Raw genomic sequence first — 19,307 nt, 5'->3', positions numbered from 1 at the left:
CGGGTAGCCAAGAGCAATCTTAAATAAGGGGGATCCGTGCTCGCGAGTGCCATTTATATGGTAGTGCTTATTGCAATGCTGCCTGCTTATGCTTTAAGTAAAAGCTACTCACATGAAGGTTTTTTCGTAAAACTTGAGAGTGGTAAAAAAGCAGACATCCTCAAAATAAATGGCATCAAAAGCATTGAATCCTTCACTTATGCCACTGGTCTTTATTACGTTGAGCTAGCTTCAAGCACAACACTTGAAGAAACTAAAAATCAACTTACAAAATTACAAGGCATTCAATACACTTCGTATAATTACTTTCGCACTGTAGATACAAAAGCTATCTCTACAAAATCTACCGAGGCTCCCTACCCAATAGAAAAACCCCAAACACAAGCAAAATGGATTGATGATCCAAACGGGCCCGTGCAAGCGGCGTTGATGTCTTCGGTTCCAGATATTTGGGAGAAATACACAATTGGCGATTCAAAAATCATTATTGCCGATATTGATACAGGTGTTGATTACAATCATAAAGATTTGGCAGCAAATATGTGGAGAAACTCTGGAGAAGAAGGTTTAGATCAACAGGGTAACGATAAACGTAAAAATAAAACCGATGATGATAAAAATGGTTACATCGATGATTTCATTGGTTGGAATTATGTCGATAAAAACAATCTTCCCTGGGATGACCACGGCCATGGCACACACACGTCTGGCGTTGCAGCAGCTGTGGGGGGAAATGGATTTGGCATCAGCGGCGTTTGCCCTCGGTGCTCAATAATGCCCCTTAGATTCATTGGTGCTAACGGAAGTGGCGAAGACATAGACGCTGTTCGCTCAGTTGAATATGCCATTAAGATGAAAGCCCAAATAATTAATTGTTCATGGGGCGGAAAAGAAGAAAGCCTCCCCCTATTAGAAATTTTTCAAGCTGCAGATCGCGCAGGAATAATTTTAGCCGTGGCTGCTGGCAATGCGGGTACAGATATTAATCTCTCAGGATATTATCCTGCAGGGTTTGATTTACCAAATCAATTAACCACAGCAGCTCTCTACACGACTGATGTTTATCTTCCTTGGTGGTCAAATTATGGGAATATAAAAGTACATACCTCAATTGCTGGCGACATGATTGAAAGCACAATACCAGGTGATGAGTTTTCACCCATGAGTGGCACCAGTATGGCTGCTCCCGGTATTGCCGGAACGGCTGGGTTAATTTTAAGTTACAGACCCAATTTATCGGGCATTGAAATAAAAGCACTGATGAAAAAGTACAATATTCCGGATAAAGGAAGTGTGAGTAAAGTTGCGTTTAAAGGCAGGCCTGACACTAAAAAAATCATCAAAGAGCTCTCTGAACTAAGATAAAAAGTTTTTGGTTGCACGTAAGAATCAAGACACGTCATATTGTGGTCTATGATAAATAATTTTCGAATTTTAATCGATGCCCGCATGGTTTATCAAAATACCCATGGTATTGGCCGCTATGTTGTGAATCTTGTGCAGGGGCTTTCACTTTTGGGCCAAAACGTTTCTATATTAACTAATTCAATGCAGACCAAAGAAATAATTGGCGAAAAATTTATAACCGACGTCATCACTTGCAAAAAAGATTTTGTAAGCCCACTCGCCCCCCTTGATCTCAGCATAGCACTTCGAAAAAAGAAGTTTGATATCATTCATTTCCCTTCATTTGATTTACCTTTGGTTATGCCTGAGAATTGTGTTGTTACATTGCATGACATGACTCATCTGCATAAACCCGCTAAACCCCGTAATATTCTTTATTATAGCTCTATTGTTCGCCACGGTTTGAGTCGTGCCAAAAAAGTAATCGCTGTTTCTGAATGGACAAAAAATGAAATTCATAAATATTTAAAAACCCCTTTAGATAAAATCTCTGTTGTGCGAAACGGGCTTGAAGAAAAATGGTTTGAAAGTGACCAGCAAAACAAATCTTTGTATAATTCAAAACTTACCCTCAGTAATTCTTACTTTTTATGCCTCAGTAATCCCAAACCTCATAAAAACGTGATTACTTTGATTCGCTCTTGTCAAAAACTTTGGAGTGATGGAAAAGATTTTTCTTTAGTACTTTCATTAGGAGGAGAAAAAATTCCTGACGATTGGGATCTCACTCCATCACAATTGAAAAAAATAGTTTTACTCAATCAAGCATCTGATCAAGAACTCATGACCTATTATAAAAATTCAGTGGCACTTATTAGCCCTAGTCTACTTGAAGGGTATAACTACCCCGTTGCTGAAGCGCTTGCAGTGGGATGCCCCGCAATTGTTGCAGATACTTCGGCGAATGCTGAATTTCGTGGGGGTAATATTGCATTTTACAGGCCTGCTGAAAGTTCTGATGCTCTGACAAAACTTATGATACACGCATTAGATAATCAGCATTCCAAAAATGAAAATACAAATCACAATGTAATCACGAGGCAGAAAATGGCTGAAGAAACTTTGGCGATTTATGCTGGGAACTTTGCGATTTGAGCAAGCGCTTGCCATACATGTTGTGGCGAAATAGATTTCACACAAACATTATCACTACAACTCCAATTAAAATTTCCATCATCTTTATAACATGGCGAGCATGGTATTTGAGCATCAAGACAAATTACGGTTTTTCCTAAACCAGGAGGATGATTTGTCTTTGAACTTGTGGGCCCATGAATAACAACGGAGGGCACACCCACAGCACCAGCAACATGACTCAAACCTGAGTCACACCCTACAAAAGCATACGCCTCACCGATAATCGATAAAGCTTCTTCACGGGTTGTGCTTCCGACCCATGAAAAAATACGCCCCGGCTCTATATGCATGAGTGGCGGCACAAGATCACGGTCTGTTTCACCGCCAAGAAGTAAAATAGGTAATCCCGTTTTTTGACAAAATAGTCGTAAGAACTCAGAAAAATAAGTCCAACGTTTGTGATAAAATTTTCGTTGAGCATTTTCTCCGCCACCGGGACTCACCACCAAGTAGCCTTTTGATCTTAGGCCCTCACCTGCTAAGCGAAGCATGACTTCATCATGCACACCTTGTCTGACTTTTAGTTTGAAATTGAGTTTTTCAGGCTTCACATCAATGGCGGCTAAAACATCAAGATAGCGATCCATTTCACTGACATTTTTTCGAAGTAAAACAGGCTTATCAAATGCATGAAATTTTTCTGTTAATTCTTTGGGGACTAAAGAAAAAAGTGGATTAAGCATACTTGGGAGATGCCTTGCCAACGAATCTTTTGGTGTAACGGCATCCTCTCGAATAAGGCCCACTGTATGTTTCACACCAGCTGCCTTCATAAGTACTGCAAAATGCCATGAATTATGAAGACTGATTCCTAGATCAAAATTTCTTTGTTTAATTTTAAATACAAGTGACGCCGACTCCGCCGCCTGTTGTAGGGGGCTTTTGGAATAAAAGAGTTTGTCGTTTACCAAAATCACATCGTCATAGTGAAGAGAACTTGCCCAATCTGAAAGGGACTTACCCAGAAGCAAGGTGATCTTTGCCTCAGGGTATTTTTCTTTAAGTGCTGGCGCCACAAAGCTTGAAAGCACCGTGTCAGCCCAGCCTCCAAGCTTTATAACCAATATGCTTTTTACGACACCACTTTTGGCCGTCATTATAGGTACCCTCAGGGGTTGTATTTTTGAAGCTCACCCATCATAATGATCGGCTACATTAACTAAGGAGTCAAAGCCCATGGCCGAAAAAATCACGGCGACGAACACTATTGATGTCTTGCGTCGTCACATCCTCGTAGATGGCTACCCCGTTGTCGTCGATTTTGAGAAAAGCAAAGGTTCACATCTAATTGATGCCCAAAGTGGTAAAAAGTATTTCGACTTCTTTAGTTTTTTTGCCAGTAACCCACTTGGTTACAACCATCCCCGCATGAATGAACCTGAATTTATAAAAACACTCACACGTGTCGCAAAAATTAAACCCGTACTAGCTGATATCTACACGCCTGAGTATGCCCAATTTGTTGAAACATTTGCGCAAAGTGCAGGACAAAATCATTTTTCAAAATATTTCTTCGTTGAGGGTGGTGCACTTGCGGTTGAAAATGCCATCAAAGCGGCCTTTGACTGGAAAGTTAGAAAAAACCTGGCAAAGGGGAAGGGCGAAAAAGGAATGCAAGTCATTCACTTTGAACAGGCCTTTCATGGTCGAAGTGGATACACAATGTCTTTGACCAATACTGATCCTAAAAAAATTATGTATTTCCCGAAATTTAAATGGCCACGCATAACAAATCCAAAACTTACATTTCCACTCACTGAAACAGTTCGCAAACAAGTGATTGAAAATGAGAACAAAGCACTTAAACAAATTAAAGATGCCTTTGAACAAAATCCTGACGACATTGCCTGTATACTCATTGAGCCCATTCAATCTGAAGGTGGTGATAACCACTTTAGACCTGAATTTTTGCAAGCACTTCGAAAGGCTTGTGATGAAAACGAAGCACTTTTGATTTTTGATGAAGTGCAAACTGGGTTTTGTCTTACAGGTTCGTTTTGGGCTTATGAACAATTTGGTGTAAAACCTGATTTGATTGCGTTTGGCAAAAAAGCCCAAGTCGGCGGTATCGCCACTTCTGAAAAAATCAATGAGGTTGATAGCGTATTTAAAATTTCAAGTCGCATTAATTCAACATTTGGCGGCAATCTCACCGACATGGTTAGATGCACCCAGTATTTAAAAATTATTAAAGATGAGAAATTAGAAAAAAACGCAGCGATGCAAGGTGAGTACATCTTAAGCCAGTTTCATGAGTTAAGTAAAAAATATCCACAAATGACCAATATTCGCGGTCGTGGATTACTCATCGCTTTTGATTTACCCACGACACAAGAGCGAGATCACTATCGGCGAGTTGCCTGGGATCTCGGTCTTCTAGTTTTAGTCTGTGGAGATAAATCAATTCGACTGCGCCCTGTGCTTGATATTTCTAAAAATGATATTGATGAAGCAATGGGACTCTTTGAAGATACGTTTAAAAAACTTCAAAAATAATTTTTGAAAGGTACAAACAATGAAATTTACTGAGAACACCGAAAAAGGTCGCAAATACGGAAAAACCCTTGTGGGTGCCAATATCATTGGCGGCCAAGAAGATACAAATGGTGAAATATTTAAAGCACTCAACGCTTCAGATAATAATGATGTTGTTGGAACTTTCCCCATCGCAGGTGAAAATGAAATTCTTAGAAGTGTTGAAGCCGCACGTAAAGCTTATGAAAAATGGAGCAATACTCCTGCACCTATTCGCGGTGAAATCATTGGTCGCTTTGGGCAACTGCTTACACAAAATAAAGAAGAATTAGCCTGGGTTGTCACTCGTGAAATCGGAAAAACAAAACGCGAAGCCTTAGGTTCAGTGCAAGAGGTTATTGACACTGCACAGTTTTTTCAAAGTGAAGGTCGAAGACTCTACGGGCAAACTGTTTGGTCTGAGATGCGTAATAAAGAATGCATGACCTATCGAAGACCTTATGGTGTTGTGGGCATTATCACAGCGGGTAACTTCCCGATTGCTGTACCAAGTTGGAAAATTATTCCAGCTCTTCTTTGTGGTAATACAGTTGTTTGGAAACCCTCAGAAGATGCACCAACAATTGCTTACCTTTTTGCTAAACTTTTTGAAGAAGCTGGTTTACCAGCGGGCGCAATCAATGTCGTCAATGGCTTTGGAGCAAAAAGCACTGGCGAAATGATGATCAAAGGAATTGATAAAGGTTATTTTCAAAAATTCAGTTTCACTGGCAGTACAGCCATCGGCCGTATTATTGGTGAGGCCTGTGGCCGCCAATTGCAAGTTCCATCACTTGAACTCGGCGGAAAAAACCCACTTGTGATTATGGAAGATGCCAATTTGACAAAAGCCGTTGAAGCCACTCTTTTTTCTTGTTACGGAACCGGTGGCCAACGCTGCACAAGTACAGGAAACATCATCATTCACGAAAAGGTTTATGATAAATTTTTAAGCGACTTCGCCAGCGGTGCTGAAAAATTAAGAATAGGTAATCCTTGTTTAGACAGCAAAGCTTACTATGGCCCATTGATTAACGAACGCTTTGGCCAACGATTTGTTGAGCATTTTGAGATGGCTAAAAAAGACGGCGCTGAAATGGTTATGGGTAAAGGTCGAATCACTGATCAAAATAAGCCAAAAGATTTCGTAGGTGATGTAAATTCAGGTTACTACGTGTATCCAACTTTATGGACAAACGTGAATATGAAAATGAATATTGCACAAACAGAAGTTTTTGGCCCTACAGTTAATATTGTAAAAGTAAAAGGCTTTGAAGAGGCTCTCACCGCTGCAAATAATGTAGCCTACGGTTTATCAAGTGCGATCTTCACAAATAATCCACAGTACATGTATCTCTTTAAAAACGGTATTGATGCGGGCATGACCTCAATCAATAACTCAACAACAGGTGCAGAAGCACATCTCCCCTTTGGCGGCACAAAAGGTTCAGGTAATGGAACCCGTGAATCAGGAGTTTGGGTAATTGATGCTTACACAAAATGGCAGGCGGTGAATGTTGATATGAGCGGGCAATTACAACTTGCACAAATTGATACTGAACAAGCTCATAGCCAGTCTACAGGGGCTAGTGTTTTGAAAGATTATTTCACGCCAACTTGGAATTAATTAAAAGGGCGGCAACGGCACAGGTGGCAATGCCAATTTAGGAAATGCAATAGCTTTAAATATTTCTTTGCCATTTTCACCTGTGTATTTTATTACGGCATCCCCACGATCAGACCCAGTGTAAACACCACGGATATAACCTTGACCTTTTGGATTCGGAATCAAAACCGTTTCTCCAACAGAGATTTCTATTCGTTGGAATGTTTTTCCCAATGACTTCACGGGTGCGCTGATTTTATCGTACGGAATTTGTTTCCCACCAATACTAAATATCGGCATTTTTGTACCAGTATATAAAACTCGTCCATTGTACATACCATTTACAACCGTACCATCGGGCAAGACATAACTTGCAGCCTCAAAAACATGAGCGTTACCTGATACACCCTCGGTAACAGGGCCGTCAGATTTTCGCATCGCTGCTGCAAGATCATCAGCGATTTGCTTTTGGTTATCAGTATACTCAACTCTTGTTCGTTCACCGGGGCCTCTGACAAAAGTCCCTGGTTTACCAGGTGCATCACTTGAGTCTATATTTTTTGCAGGTCTTATTTTAGCGGCATTTGCCTTAGCCGCCGCTTCATCATTTAATTTTAATTCTGCCAAAGTTTTTTGAAATTTTATTTCAGCTTCAGTTAATTTTTTTGGTGAAACATAGGGTTCAACGATCTTAATACGATAACCAGGTTCAATCACCACTCTACTATAAATACCACCCACATTAGACTCGCCACTTAGCGGGGGAATTTGGCGTAACAACGTATTACCATTTTGATCTACTCCATCTAAGTAACCCTCGCCGACTAGTTTATTTGAACGATTGTAAATTCTGACTTTGTCTAAATTCGCAGGTATTAACTTAAAAGCTCCCGGTACTTTACCACCAGGGGGTATCACGATTCCGTTTGGTCCACTCATTCGATGACTTCCTGGATAAAGCCCTTTTTCGAGAGTATAAATTACGCCACTTTCATCGGTATATCTTCTCCCAGCTAGGGGCATACTTGGCGTGGAACTTTTGTTAGCTCGCGCTATTTGAACCAATTCTTCTGGCACATTATTTACTGACAAGCGTGCTGCATTAACTGCATCATCTGCAACCGCAGGATTAAGTGGAGCAACTGGAGCTTTTATATTACTTACTTTAAGTGCATTACCCAGACCACCCGCAGTTTGTACTGCAAGTGGAGCTGCAATGAGTGCAAATTCCCCTGCAGCTTCGAGTATACAGTTGCGAGATTCGTTCATGCTTCGATATAGCTCAAGACTTTTGCTTGAACACCCCACACTGCTTACGCCTTTAATTTGTAGATCGAAGTTGCGATTTAAGGAATCACACTTTGCATAATTTTTTCCTATTTCATTTGCTGCATATGCACCAAGACCCAAGTTTGCTAAAGTTAATGAAACTCCAACAGGGCCCGCCACAAAACCACTTGCCACTGTAAAAGCACTCATACCAACAGCGACTCCAATAGTTTTGATACTTTGCTTTCGCTCGCGTTTTGCATTGAGTTTACCCGACTTACAAGCAGAGTATTTCATATGGTCTCGAATATCACCGCCAGCTGACGATAATTTATCAAGGTCAGAGAGATTTACATCTGGTGTAGATGCCAATGTATTGGAAAATGTATCAATTCCAGCGCAATCCCCTGAAGGGGTTCCTGGTTTTTCATTAAGACAGGATTTAGCTTGGCGATAATCATGAAATACGCGCCTAGCAAGTTTTTCTCTCTCAATATTTAGTTCTGTACTCGTTGCATTTAACAAAACTTCGTTTAACAAAGCCTCGCTTGCATAGCTGGTAAGATCTTTTTTTCTTAGTGAATCAAATGAACGACCTACAACCCAAGGAACAACACTTAAGATAGCCCGATCTGAATCATTTAACTTTTCAGCTGTTTGGGCATCTAATGCATTGGCATTGATTGAACCTTTTTCTTTATAGGACACTTTTGTATTTCGTAATTTTTCTCGAACCCGTTCATTATGTTGAAGTTTCTCTAATGCCTGTTTTGTTTGTTTAACAAAACTATTCATCAATTCTTTTCTGTGATTGTTGTTACAACTTGAATCATTGGCATATTTATTTATGCGTGCTTCTAATTGTGGGTTGTCAGGACTAATATTTGATTTGATTCCACGGAGTGGCTTAATACCAAGGGCAATATCTAATGTCGCAATCTCATCGACTGTTCGAAGTTCTCCCTGATTGATTCTATTCATGTAGTAATAATAATCTGCCACAATAGTATTTGTACTTTGTCTCTCGCAATATTCTTTTGCATAACTAACTGGAGGATTTTGCCCAACAGAAAAAATAGCACTTTGTCTTAATTGACATTCAAAACGTGGGGAATATATAGAGGAACTATCTGTAATTGAATTTGGCTTGCAACTCGTGTCAGCAGATTCTTCACTTAACTTGCCTAAAAAACTTGATGAACATTTGAGACCATTTTTTTGACGCTCTAACATTTCATCATTTAGACTGTTCATGCAATTTATGTCTGAAACGCCATTGTTTATGGCAGAAGATTGCGAGCGCGCTCGATTTTCTGCATGCACTTTCGTGCAAAGTAGAACGTGAGCCACTGTGAAAACTAAAATCAAAGTATGAATTGCCCGTAACCGCATACAGACTTATCGGTGTTTATTAAATAAAATCAATAGCTTGGAATCAATTTTATATCTCATAAACCATTGAAATATTTAATGATTATGTAATTACTTAGGATTTATTGAAAATTTGGGCATATCTTGAGAATAAGCGACTCCACAGGCGCGTACTTCGCGAGTATTTTCAATGATTTTGCCAACACAGCCAATTGCCTTTCGCAGCCCTGGTTGGCGAAAAAATCTTACGACTCTATCACGATTAGGAGGGTGCACAAAATTAGTTGACTCACTTGTGATGCCGTCACAGAAAAATTTCACAGCATTTTGAGCATATCTTTTTTTATTCAATGCATCTGCAATTCTTAACAGTCGTTGTTCTAAAATTATTGAAGCCACCCAATCGGCAAATTCTTCCATTTGAAATGAGCCAAGATAATGTGACTGTGCAAAACATCTAATTGATTCAATTGGCCAAAAAACTTTTTGTACTCTGTAATCTTTATTTATATTGATAGGATCCAAATGATGCCCAATTTCATGGGCTAAAACAAAAAACAAAGTAGCTTCAGAAAGCAAAGGTTCATTGAGCATGGCAGTACTACCTAATACGGTTTGAGACTCTGGATGATAATAGGCTCCTGGGCTTATATTTTGATGATTATGTTTTAGATTTTTGCATCTAAGCGCATGATCAATGTGCCAAAATTTTTCTTGGATTCTTTGCGAGAAATTTTTCTCTCCATTATCCAGAAAATAATTATTAAATTCGCGACTACTTAAACCAAGTTCAGCGAGTCGACGATTTAACGCGGATCTATTTTCTGGAACAAGTCGAGTAAATAAATAAACATACTCTTGATTGACACTTTTATAGATTTGATTGAAACGACGAGCACCTTCTATTGATATCAATTCTTCTTGAGGTTTTTTATAAGACCGGTAATTTTGCCTTTCACGAAGTTGTAAATACGTAAAGCCAATACCGGTACTGTCAAAAGTTGTTGGTGTACGAAAACCACCTTCACCACAAACGCGCCTAAGCACTTCTTCGTTGTCGCATTGCTGTTCTATGAAGTTTTCATTTACTGAAATCGGTGTTGGTTGAAAATTACGTGAATCGATATTAGCAAGGCTACTACTTGCTAAAATTTGAATAAATATAAAAACATATCCCCAACCTATTTGATTCCACATCCCGAATCTTAATAAAGCATAATCCATACCGCCTAAAAACTTCTATACTGTGGATGACAAGATTATGGAGATAAAAATTCCATAGTTTTTTGAGAGTCAGGATAATTTAGTTAACAGATTTATTTGAAATTAGAAATTTTACGAAGTTCAGAGACACACTTTAAAAGCTGTGTTGAAAATGCAGCATTATGAAGTGTTTTGAGTGGAACAATCAGACTAGTTTGCACCATTTCTATACTAATACCTGTTGGTGGAAGCCAGTTATTCAAATAGGGGCTGTTCCAACTACAAGCTGCACCCGTCATTGTTTCAAAACCTAATTCTTTGAGTTTATGTAACAACGCATCACCATTCACTCCATTGATAAATAATACAGCTCGATCAAAAATTCTCGCACACGCGTCGGGTAACAAAACAACCGTATTGTTTAATGATTTACTTAGATCTTTTTCAAATCTTTGTACCAAGGTTTTATCTTCAGTTTGAGACGATTCTTCACCTCGGCCTGACATAAGCGTATCACCTAATAGCTTAATACCTTCTTCAGAGAAATGCACAACTCCCCAAAGTAACCCCTCACCCTGACAACGCTCACCTTTTAAGACCAACGACAATGTATGCTCTTCATCCCAAAGTGGATCAGCGACTATTCCCTCCCAAGGAGTACTTGGTAGGATAAATTTTTTCTTTAAAGCATCAGGAGAATAATACATGAGTGAAAAAATATTTTTCTTAGGCGCTTCACGCCGAATCCATTCAAAAGGATAAATGCAACCTGTGAGTGGTTCTACCGCAGAACCCAATACAAAAAGTGTGTCTTTTTTTAATTTTTCCCAGGCTTCCGCTAATGGTTTTTCATCTGGATTCATAAATGAAACAGGAAGTTCCTGAATCACAAACCCTTCCGTACTAAAACCTTTAATAATATCTTTTATGGGTTGTGGTTGAGGCCCTAAAATAGCGATAGAAATTTTATGCGGATGAAGTTGCGCTACTGAACGTGTCAGTTCATTGAGTCCGTGTACAAGATCAAGAGCAACTTCAATTTGCACATTCTCAGGAATATGTAATTTTTCACGAAGATTGAATTTATGTTGTTCAAGCTTCTCAAACGGATAAAGATTAATCTTCATAACCTTGATCTTTTCTCAAGGCACGTGGGCGATGAACAAGGTCTATTTTTAAATGGCGCTCATCTTGTCTTGGGGTAATAAAGGTGCGCTCGTTGGTTAAACTACCCGTTGGGCAAATTCCAACACACAAACCACAATTCACACATTGATTAAAATCAATCACATAACTTGTGACTCGCTTTTCAAACAAAACGCCTTTTGATGTGCGAGGAACTTTTTCTTGAGTAGGAAAATTCTCAGAAGTAATATCGATACACTGAACAGGGCATACAGCTTCACACTTAAGACACCCTATACATTCTGAAAAATTATTTCGTAAACTCACCCGCGCACCTTGCGGTGCATGTCGAATCGCATACGGAAACTCAACTGTAGCTGATGGTTCTTGGCTAAGTGCTTTGAGGCGATTTGCAATGATACGACTTAAACGCATGATCAAAGTTCAGCCTCCTCAGGATCTAATCCTAAAGATGCTAATGCCAATTGAAAATCTTCGACTCTTGTACCTTCAAACATCTCATCGATAGTGGGCCACACTCTTTGACCCGAAGTAAAGAGTCTAACCGAAGCGATGACACCCTTATCTGTAACTTCAAGAGCACTAATCACAGGCCCCTTTGCTGATTCAGCAGAGCCAAAATAAAAACCTGGAGAGAAAGTTTTATACTCAGGAGTAGGTTCAATTTCTGATGGAATTATGCGCAACAAGTTTTCAATAATCGAAAGACTATTATTAATTTCATCTATCGCAACTTCAAAGCGAGAATGTGCATCGCTTGCACTACGTGTAGGAATTGTAAAATCAATAAAAGGATAAGCCCCATGAGGACGATGGCGACGACTATCGTAATTTACACCACCCGCCTTACCCACTACTCCCCACCAAGACATGCGCTCGATATATTCATGAGGAATCACGAGTAACCCAGTGAGACGACTACGTACGAGCGGATCATCGGCTACAAGATTGAGCCATTTCTCCCATGAAAATCTTAAGCCCTGAATGAATTGTCTAACTTTTTGCACATCACCAATAGCAAGCTCTCGACGACATCCACCCAAATTAAACGCTTGAGGAAGAATTCTTCCACCGGTGAGCTCTTCTTGTCTTTGATAAACTTGTTCACGTAAAAGAAGAGCATGTTGAGTCAAACCACGTTGACCTAAAGCATGAGTAAAACGGCCCAGGTAAGTCGTAAGCCATACAAGTCGATTGATCTCGCACAATATGGTGCGCACAAACTGTGCGCGTTTCGGAATTTTAATTTTTGCTGAAGCTTCAAGCGCTTGGCAAAGTGCCCATTCACTTGCGATCGGACACAGACTATCAAATCGATCAGCCCATAAAATCATATGTTCAGGGTGAAGGGATTCCATCTTGGCCCATAGTGGGCGAATATTTGCACCGCGCTTAATTTGAACAGAAGCAATCAGATCACCATCATATGCTAATGAGGCATTGATTGAATCTAACATCAATAAACTCCCTGCACTGGCATGACGAGTTCTAAGGTTTCAAATGTTCGAGTTAAAGCTTTTGAAGCTTCTGATCCGATAACTAAAAAAGCGATGTCTTTATTAAAACGCGGAGAAAATAATAATATCAGCATTCCTTTTGTCGTCATCATAGCACCCAGATAACTACTCACATCATGTTCTACGCGCCATTTTTTTAAAAAGGCGGTGAGCTCATTGATATTCACCTCAATTGGCTTTTGAACAGTTACTTCATTAAAATCAACCTCGGAGGGCTTCATGTAAGACCTCTCTAGCGGACGGACCGGGTTTTAGTTTTTTCTGCAATTCTAGTATCGCAGATAAAATAGCCTCAGGTCTTGGAGGACAACCCACAACATTAATGTCGACAGGAACAAGATCAGACGCCCTGATGACCTCTGATTTATTGCGTGTTAAACTATAGGGGCTGCCTGAAAGTACACATGCTCCAATAGCAATTACAGATGTTGGTTTTCGCATTTGATCGTAGATAAATTTAATTTCTTCAGCGCGTTTTTCGTTGATCCATCCAGCAATGAGAAGAAGGTTAGACTGACTTGGGTCTGTGGCAATGTCATCAACACCTAATCGTTGCCAGTCGTATGTTGCCAGCCCTGCATTTTCTAATTCAGTTGTGCAACAACCTTCTGACATTACCCAAGGAAAGTGATGTTTGTTTTCAAGACGTGTGACAATGGTTTCATACCGCGTTGTCAGCCAGCTCATAGGCCTTTCTTACGACGTTCCTCATCATCTACCTTACTCAAAGTTCCACCCTTGAGTTGTGGTCGATACGCGAGGCGATTGATATCATAGATGAAATTTTCTCCAGCAATAGCTGCTGTTTGGTGCTCAGGGCCCATGCGAATCGCATCCACGGGGCAAGCTTCTTCACAAAGCCCACAAAATACACATCGCAAAATATCGATTTCATATGAAATAGGATATTTTTCAACATTAGGATCATCATGCTCAGCCGCAGTAATTGAAATACATTCTGCTGGGCAATATGTCGCACACAACATGCAAGCCGTACAACGAAGTGAACCATCTTTTTTAACAGTGAGAATATGATTCCCTTTAAAGCGATCACTGTAGGGATATCTTTCTTCAGGGTACTCAATAGTAAAGATATCTTTTCTGTGCGTGAGATTAAAAATCATGTGCTTCATTGTAATGGCCATACCAGTGAGAATACCTGGGAGGTACCACTTTGATTTTGCACTCGGCCTTTTGACTACGCTCATTGAGCTACTCCCATACTTTCTTTCAAGCCTGCGGCCACTTCTTTTAATGAAATGGCACTTGGAATAATTTTTACGCCGGCTTTAATTTTTTGTTCAATTCCTTTGAAGTTTACAAAAGTTCCTTCTTTTTCAACAAAACTCTTCATGGGGATTTGCCATTTAAAATCATTAAATTTTTCATTCTTACAACTCGTGAGCCAAACCATTTCACCTGCTTTTTTAAATACAGGTAATTTAGCCTCTAAATCAGAATAGACCTCTTGATCTTCGGGGCCCGCAACAACAGTCATTTTTATTTCACCACTAGCGACTGCTTTTTCAAAATCTTGCCATGACCCTTTAATTTTATGCTGCGACATTACTTTCATGAGGCCATTGGTATTAGGATTTTTATCGCCCCTGAGTAATAGTCCGTCAAATGCATCAAAGGACTCTTCGTTATTCTTCCAGTAGTAAAATCGATTTACTTTTAATTTCTGACTGAAAAACTCAACAAAGGTTTCTAATTCTTCAACAGTGTATTGAGCTGTTAAGACGATGGCTACACTTTCAGAACCATGTTGAGAAATGTGATTTTTCATACTCTTTGCGATTTCTTGAATCGCTTGAGCTACGGGTTTACCTTTAACTGAGGCTCCCCCTAACTCATGATTTTTTTCAACAACCTGATCAAGACGGTATTCTTTATTGGTGTGTTTATAAACATCGCGTCCTAGATCACACATCCAAAAGCCATTTACTTCGTGATTTACTTTTGGTTTTACTCTGAAAACGCCATTTTGATTATAGCTAACAGTCACATTGCAACCTGTGGAGCACCGATTACAAACGGAATCAAATTCTTTTAAAAACCAAACGCGTTGTTTAAATCTAAAATCTTTACTCGTGAGTGCTCCCACAGGGCAAATATCAACGGTATTTACGCTGTAATTATTATTGAGCGGGCGATTTTCAAATGTGCCAATAACACTTCGATCACCACGATTAAAAATACCGAGTTCGTGAGTTTTAGAAACTTCTGACGTAAATCTCACGCAACGTGAGCAAAGAATGCAACGCTCTTGATCTAAAACAACGCGATCACCTAAACCGATGACTTTTTCTTTTTTAACTTTATCCTGATTCATCTCAGGTGTGTAAAGACCATAGGTCATGTAATAGTCTTGAAGTTTACACTCACCGGCTTGATCACAAATTGGGCAATCAAGTGGATGATTGATCAAATGAAAATCAAGGGCCCATTTAACAGCGTCTTTAACTTTTTCAGTATCTGTACGAACAATCATTCCATCAGTGATGGGAGTATTGCAGGCCACTTGGAGTTTTGGCATTTTCTCAACTTCAACCATACACATGCGGCAAGCACCAGCGATGCTCAAGCCCTCATGCCAACAGTAGTGAGCAATGGGAATATTTAATTTTTGTGCTGCCTGAATAACCATCCATCCATTGGGGACTTCGACGGTTTGATCGTTAATGGTGATTTTGGGCATGACATGTTCCCTTCACTTTGCAACGCTTCTCGTGAATATGAAATTCAAACTCATCACGAAACTTTGAGACAAAACTTATAACAGGCATAGCCGCTGCATCAGACAAGGCACAAATTGTTGTACCCATCATGTGCCTAGCCACTTTGTCGAGTAATGTTACTTCTGCTAATTTTGCTTTTCCGGTACCAATAGATGTAGTTAATTTTTCAAGCCAGCCTGTGCCTTCGCGACAAGGTGTGCATTGCCCACAGCTTTCATGATGATAAAATTTCATCAATATTGAGAGCAGATCCACCATGCACTGTTTGTCATCGATAACAATAACACCACCTGAGCCCAGCATTGAACCCATTGTCTGCATGCATTCGTAATCCATGGTGGCACGCATGGCTTCTTCAGCAGTAAGCACCGGACACGATGGCCCTCCAGGAATGAGTGCTTTTAATTTATAGCCAGGCTTCATCCCACCGCATTCATTTTCTAAAAGATCTTTAAATGGATAAGCCAGTGGAACCTCATAAACACCTGGTTTATTCACATTTCCGCTGACTGAATAAAGTTTTGAACCTGTTGATTTTTCGGTGCCATATTTTCTGAAAGCTTGAGCACCGTTATTGAGAATCCAAGTAACCGTTGCAAGAGTTTCAACATTGTTAACAATTGTAGGTTTAGTTAAATAACCTTTAACAGCAGGAAATGGCGGTTTTAATTTTGGCTGACCCTTTTTACCTTCAAGAGAACTGATAAGGGCTGTCTCTTCACCGACGATGTAGGCACCAGCGCCTCGGTATACATCCATATCGTGGTCAAAACCTGAACCTAAAATATTTTTACCCAAATAACCTGCGTCGTAAGCTTCTTGAAGTGCTTTTTCAATAATTTTGTAACAGTGATAATATTCACCGCGAATATAGATGTAAGATTTTTTAGATGAAATTGCATAAGCTGAAATGATCATGCCTTCAATTAATTGATGGGGAGCACGCTCCATCATCATGCGGTCTTTAAATGTGCCTGGCTCTCCTTCATCAGCATTACAAAGTAAATAACGAGGTTCATCATTTTTAGGTAAAAATCCCCATTTCATACCCGTCATAAAACCAGCACCACCGCGACCGCGAAGCCCTGAGGCTTTTACTTCCGCAATTACTTCTTCAGGCTTCATCTTGAATGCTTTTTTAATGGCCGTGTAGCCATCGTTTTTCTTGTAGCCTTCAAGGGTTACAAATTGTGGATTTTCGTAATGTTCAGAGAGAAGTTTTGTTTCCATTATTTAAGCTTCTCCAATAATTTATCGATTTTTTCATGAGTTAAATTCTCATGATACTCATCATTGATTTGTGCCATAGGAGCTGTTCCGCATGAACCCAAACATTCAACTGCTGAAACGGTGAATCGCCCATCATTACTAATTTCTTCAGGCTTACTGCCTGTTTTTTCACAAATATAATCCATTGTTTCTCGAGCACCGACCATGGCACAACTGATGTTTGTACAAACTTGAATATGAAATTTGCCCACAGGTTTTTTATTAAACATCGTGTAGAAATTTGCCACTTCAGAAATCCGTGCTTGAGGGATGTCCATTTCCATAGCCAAAATATCGATGACCTCAGGTGTGATATGCCCAAATACTTTTTGCGCTTCAAAAAGTGCAGGTATTAATGCTGACTCACGCACTTCGTAACGCTTTAATTCTTTTTGAATATAAGTTTTACTTTTTAAAGGTAACTCTGACTTTTGTGTCATCGATCTAATTCTCCAGCTACAATATTAAGACTTCCCAGAGCCGCAACAACGTCGGCCACATAGGAGCCCTTCATCATCGCGGGGAAAGATTGATAAATCGGAAAACACGGCGGTCGCACTTTTAAGCGATACGGTTTGGGGCCACCATCGCTGATGAGATAAAAACCCAACTCACCATTTGCGGCTTCGGTGTAATCATAAATTTCACCAACCGGAGGTCTCACACCCTTAATGACAAGCATGAAGTGATTCATCAGACCTTCGATATTTCCCCAAACATCTTTTTTGTCAGGCAATACAATATTTTTATCGCGAATTGTGTAATCACCTGCGGGCATGTTTTTACAAACTTGCTCGACGATTTTAAGTGATTGGCGCATTTCTTCCATACGAACAAGATAGCGATCATAGGTGTCGCCGTTTGTTCCGATGGGAACATCAAAATCAAGTTGATCATAACCGTAATAAGGTTCAGCTTTTCTTAAATCTAAATTAACACCACTTGCGCGTAAGCAGGGGCCTGTGTAGCCGTATGCGATGGCGTCTTCAGCTGAGATTTTCCCAACACCTTGTGTACGGCCAATAAAAATTTTATTTTCTGTGAGAAGATTGTCTAATTCTTCAACAGCTTTTTTGATTCCAGCTACGGTCTCAAGACATTCTTTTTCCCAGCCAGGAGGATTATCATAAGCCATCCCGCCAATACGTGTGAGTGCTACTGTGAGGCGCGCACCACAAAGTTTTTCAAACAAAGTGTAAACCCGTTCGCGCTGTTCAAAGATATACCAAAAAACAGTGAGTGCACCCAAATCAACAGCGTTGGTACCAATGCAAACCAGATGATCAATCACACGGGAAAGTTCAGAGAGTACTACTCTCATGGCAATTGCTTTTGGTGGAAGCTCAACATCAAGCATACGCTCAACTGTTTTACAAAAACCAACATTGTTCATAGGAGCTGAGCAGTAATTCAAACGATCTGTGTATGGAATAATTTGGTTATACAGATGTGTCTCAGCCATTTTTTCAAAACAGCGGTGAAGATAACCAATTTCCACGTTACAGCGAGTGACAGTTTCTCCGTCGAGCTCTGCCATAATTCTAAGTGTGCCGTGTGTTGCCGGATGACTTGGGCCAATATTAATCGGCACCAACGGTTTTTCAGGATCAAATTTATATTCTGGATCCGGGTTAAACCAAATAGGTTCAACTGAATTTGTCGATTGCTGATGATTGGCGTCGTAATCTTTTCTTAACGGATGACCAACGAAATTTTGATGGGTGAGAAGTTTTCTTAAATTGGGATGATTTTTAAATATCAAACCAAACATGTCGTAAGCTTCACGCTCAAACCAATTTGCGCCCTTCCAAACAGTGCAAATAGAATCAATGGTTTCATTTTCACCAACTTCAGTCTTTAGGCGCACACGGGCTTTTGTAGACGGAGCATAGAGGTGATAAACCACATCAAATCGTTTTGTTCTATTGGGGTAATCAACGCCGCAGAGATCGAGCATAAAATCAAATTTATGGCGCTCTTTAAGATACTTCATCAAGGGTACAACTTTTTCTTTGGGAAAGTTGATTACAAAATCGCCAAAGGATTCTGAAAATTTCAATTCCTGTTGAAAATTTCGCGATAGATCTTCTTGGATTCTTTTTAAAATCTCTTTCATTTCTACCCTTT

17 protein-coding genes are annotated in these 19,307 nt (G+C 39.8%); 4 read left to right on the top strand and 13 right to left on the bottom strand.

All coding sequences use genetic code 11. From position 1 onward, the window contains the following. The first annotated feature begins 36 nt into the window (after window positions 1–36). Window positions 37–1,365, top strand: a complete 1,329-nt coding sequence (locus SGI74_08730) for a S8 family peptidase (protein ID MDZ4677581.1) — start codon at window positions 37–39, stop codon at window positions 1,363–1,365. A 48-nt stretch (window positions 1,366–1,413) separates the two neighbouring features. Continuing rightward, the gene (locus tag SGI74_08725) at window positions 1,414–2,502 is read left to right on the top strand and encodes a glycosyltransferase family 1 protein (protein MDZ4677580.1); all 1,089 of its coding nucleotides are present in this window, start codon (window positions 1,414–1,416) and stop codon (window positions 2,500–2,502) included. Here SGI74_08725 and SGI74_08720 read toward each other — a convergent pair. Then, window positions 2,478–3,641, bottom strand: coding sequence for a glycosyltransferase family 9 protein (locus SGI74_08720; protein ID MDZ4677579.1), 1,164 nt, complete (start codon window positions 3,639–3,641; stop codon window positions 2,478–2,480). The two genes, SGI74_08725 and SGI74_08720, sit on opposite strands and share 25 nt — an antisense overlap. A 79-nt stretch (window positions 3,642–3,720) precedes the next feature. On the opposite strand from SGI74_08720, the gene lat reads away from it, so the two are divergent. Beyond that, window positions 3,721–5,040, top strand: coding sequence for an L-lysine 6-transaminase (gene lat, locus SGI74_08715; GenBank protein MDZ4677578.1), 1,320 nt, complete (start codon window positions 3,721–3,723; stop codon window positions 5,038–5,040). Between the two features lie 19 nt (window positions 5,041–5,059). Further along, a complete protein-coding gene (locus SGI74_08710; GenBank protein ID MDZ4677577.1) occupies window positions 5,060–6,685 on the top strand; it encodes an aldehyde dehydrogenase family protein in 1,626 nt (541 codons plus the stop codon). On the opposite strand, the gene SGI74_08705 is transcribed toward SGI74_08710, so the two are convergent. The 12 genes from SGI74_08705 to nuoD form a co-directional block, all read right to left on the bottom strand. After that, the gene (locus SGI74_08705) at window positions 6,686–9,187 is read right to left on the bottom strand and encodes a hypothetical protein (protein ID MDZ4677576.1); all 2,502 of its coding nucleotides are present in this window, start codon (window positions 9,185–9,187) and stop codon (window positions 6,686–6,688) included. A gap of 228 nt (window positions 9,188–9,415) precedes the next feature. After that, complete coding sequence (locus SGI74_08700; protein MDZ4677575.1) at window positions 9,416–10,501, bottom strand: hypothetical protein; 1,086 nt, start codon at window positions 10,499–10,501, stop codon at window positions 9,416–9,418. Between the two features lie 119 nt (window positions 10,502–10,620). Beyond that, window positions 10,621–11,634: a hypothetical protein gene (locus tag SGI74_08695; protein ID MDZ4677574.1), complete on the bottom strand. Its 1,014-nt coding sequence runs from the start codon at window positions 11,632–11,634 to the stop codon at window positions 10,621–10,623. Next, complete coding sequence (locus SGI74_08690) at window positions 11,624–12,067, bottom strand: 4Fe-4S binding protein (protein MDZ4677573.1); 444 nt, start codon at window positions 12,065–12,067, stop codon at window positions 11,624–11,626. Before SGI74_08690 ends, SGI74_08695 begins: the two co-directional genes overlap by 11 nt. A gap of 2 nt (window positions 12,068–12,069) precedes the next feature. Continuing rightward, a complete protein-coding gene (locus SGI74_08685) occupies window positions 12,070–13,110 on the bottom strand; it encodes a hypothetical protein (protein MDZ4677572.1) in 1,041 nt (346 codons plus the stop codon). After that, on the bottom strand, window positions 13,110–13,391 hold the full coding sequence (locus SGI74_08680) for a hypothetical protein (GenBank protein ID MDZ4677571.1): 282 nt from the start codon (window positions 13,389–13,391) through the stop codon (window positions 13,110–13,112). Before SGI74_08680 ends, SGI74_08685 begins: the two co-directional genes overlap by 1 nt. Then, window positions 13,372–13,857, bottom strand: coding sequence for an NADH-quinone oxidoreductase subunit NuoB (gene nuoB, locus SGI74_08675; protein MDZ4677570.1), 486 nt, complete (start codon window positions 13,855–13,857; stop codon window positions 13,372–13,374). The genes SGI74_08680 and nuoB overlap by 20 nt, the downstream gene beginning before the upstream one ends. Then, window positions 13,854–14,378, bottom strand: a complete 525-nt coding sequence (locus SGI74_08670) for an NADH-quinone oxidoreductase subunit I (GenBank protein ID MDZ4677569.1) — start codon at window positions 14,376–14,378, stop codon at window positions 13,854–13,856. The genes nuoB and SGI74_08670 overlap by 4 nt, the downstream gene beginning before the upstream one ends. Continuing rightward, a complete protein-coding gene (locus SGI74_08665; GenBank protein MDZ4677568.1) occupies window positions 14,375–15,871 on the bottom strand; it encodes a 2Fe-2S iron-sulfur cluster-binding protein in 1,497 nt (498 codons plus the stop codon). The genes SGI74_08670 and SGI74_08665 overlap by 4 nt, the downstream gene beginning before the upstream one ends. Continuing rightward, a complete protein-coding gene (nuoF, locus tag SGI74_08660) occupies window positions 15,852–17,141 on the bottom strand; it encodes an NADH-quinone oxidoreductase subunit NuoF (GenBank protein ID MDZ4677567.1) in 1,290 nt (429 codons plus the stop codon). The genes SGI74_08665 and nuoF overlap by 20 nt, the downstream gene beginning before the upstream one ends. Then, window positions 17,141–17,620 carry an NAD(P)H-dependent oxidoreductase subunit E gene (locus SGI74_08655; protein MDZ4677566.1) on the bottom strand — a complete coding sequence of 160 codons (480 nt, stop codon included), beginning with the start codon at window positions 17,618–17,620 and terminating at the stop codon, window positions 17,141–17,143. Before SGI74_08655 ends, nuoF begins: the two co-directional genes overlap by 1 nt. Beyond that, entirely contained in the window at window positions 17,617–19,296 is a 1,680-nt protein-coding gene (gene nuoD / locus SGI74_08650; protein ID MDZ4677565.1) for an NADH dehydrogenase (quinone) subunit D, read from the bottom strand. Before nuoD ends, SGI74_08655 begins: the two co-directional genes overlap by 4 nt. Window positions 19,297–19,307: the final 11 nt, after the last annotated feature.

Source organism: Oligoflexia bacterium, assembly GCA_034439615.1.
Lineage (GTDB): Bacteria > Bdellovibrionota > Bdellovibrionia > JABDDW01 > JABDDW01 > JAWXAT01.
Note: the sequence above shows the minus strand (reverse complement) of the source record. Positions and strands in the feature narration are given on the sequence as shown.

Coding starts and splice junctions, on each gene's coding strand:
- SGI74_08725 (MDZ4677580.1), top strand. CDS start 1,414: ATGATAAATAATTTTCGAATTTTAATCGATGCCCGCATGGTTTATCAA.
- SGI74_08720 (MDZ4677579.1), bottom strand. CDS start 3,641: ATGACGGCCAAAAGTGGTGTCGTAAAAAGCATATTGGTTATAAAGCTT.
- lat (MDZ4677578.1), top strand. CDS start 3,721: ATGGCCGAAAAAATCACGGCGACGAACACTATTGATGTCTTGCGTCGT.
- SGI74_08710 (MDZ4677577.1), top strand. CDS start 5,060: ATGAAATTTACTGAGAACACCGAAAAAGGTCGCAAATACGGAAAAACC.
- SGI74_08705 (MDZ4677576.1), bottom strand. CDS start 9,187: ATGAACAGTCTAAATGATGAAATGTTAGAGCGTCAAAAAAATGGTCTC.
- SGI74_08700 (MDZ4677575.1), bottom strand. CDS start 10,501: ATGTGGAATCAAATAGGTTGGGGATATGTTTTTATATTTATTCAAATT.
- SGI74_08695 (MDZ4677574.1), bottom strand. CDS start 11,634: ATGAAGATTAATCTTTATCCGTTTGAGAAGCTTGAACAACATAAATTC.
- SGI74_08690 (MDZ4677573.1), bottom strand. CDS start 12,067: ATGCGTTTAAGTCGTATCATTGCAAATCGCCTCAAAGCACTTAGCCAA.
- SGI74_08685 (MDZ4677572.1), bottom strand. CDS start 13,110: ATGTTAGATTCAATCAATGCCTCATTAGCATATGATGGTGATCTGATT.
- SGI74_08680 (MDZ4677571.1), bottom strand. CDS start 13,391: ATGAAGCCCTCCGAGGTTGATTTTAATGAAGTAACTGTTCAAAAGCCA.
- nuoB (MDZ4677570.1), bottom strand. CDS start 13,857: ATGAGCTGGCTGACAACGCGGTATGAAACCATTGTCACACGTCTTGAA.
- SGI74_08670 (MDZ4677569.1), bottom strand. CDS start 14,378: ATGAGCGTAGTCAAAAGGCCGAGTGCAAAATCAAAGTGGTACCTCCCA.
- SGI74_08665 (MDZ4677568.1), bottom strand. CDS start 15,871: ATGCCCAAAATCACCATTAACGATCAAACCGTCGAAGTCCCCAATGGA.
- nuoF (MDZ4677567.1), bottom strand. CDS start 17,141: ATGGAAACAAAACTTCTCTCTGAACATTACGAAAATCCACAATTTGTA.
- SGI74_08655 (MDZ4677566.1), bottom strand. CDS start 17,620: ATGACACAAAAGTCAGAGTTACCTTTAAAAAGTAAAACTTATATTCAA.
- nuoD (MDZ4677565.1), bottom strand. CDS start 19,296: ATGAAAGAGATTTTAAAAAGAATCCAAGAAGATCTATCGCGAAATTTT.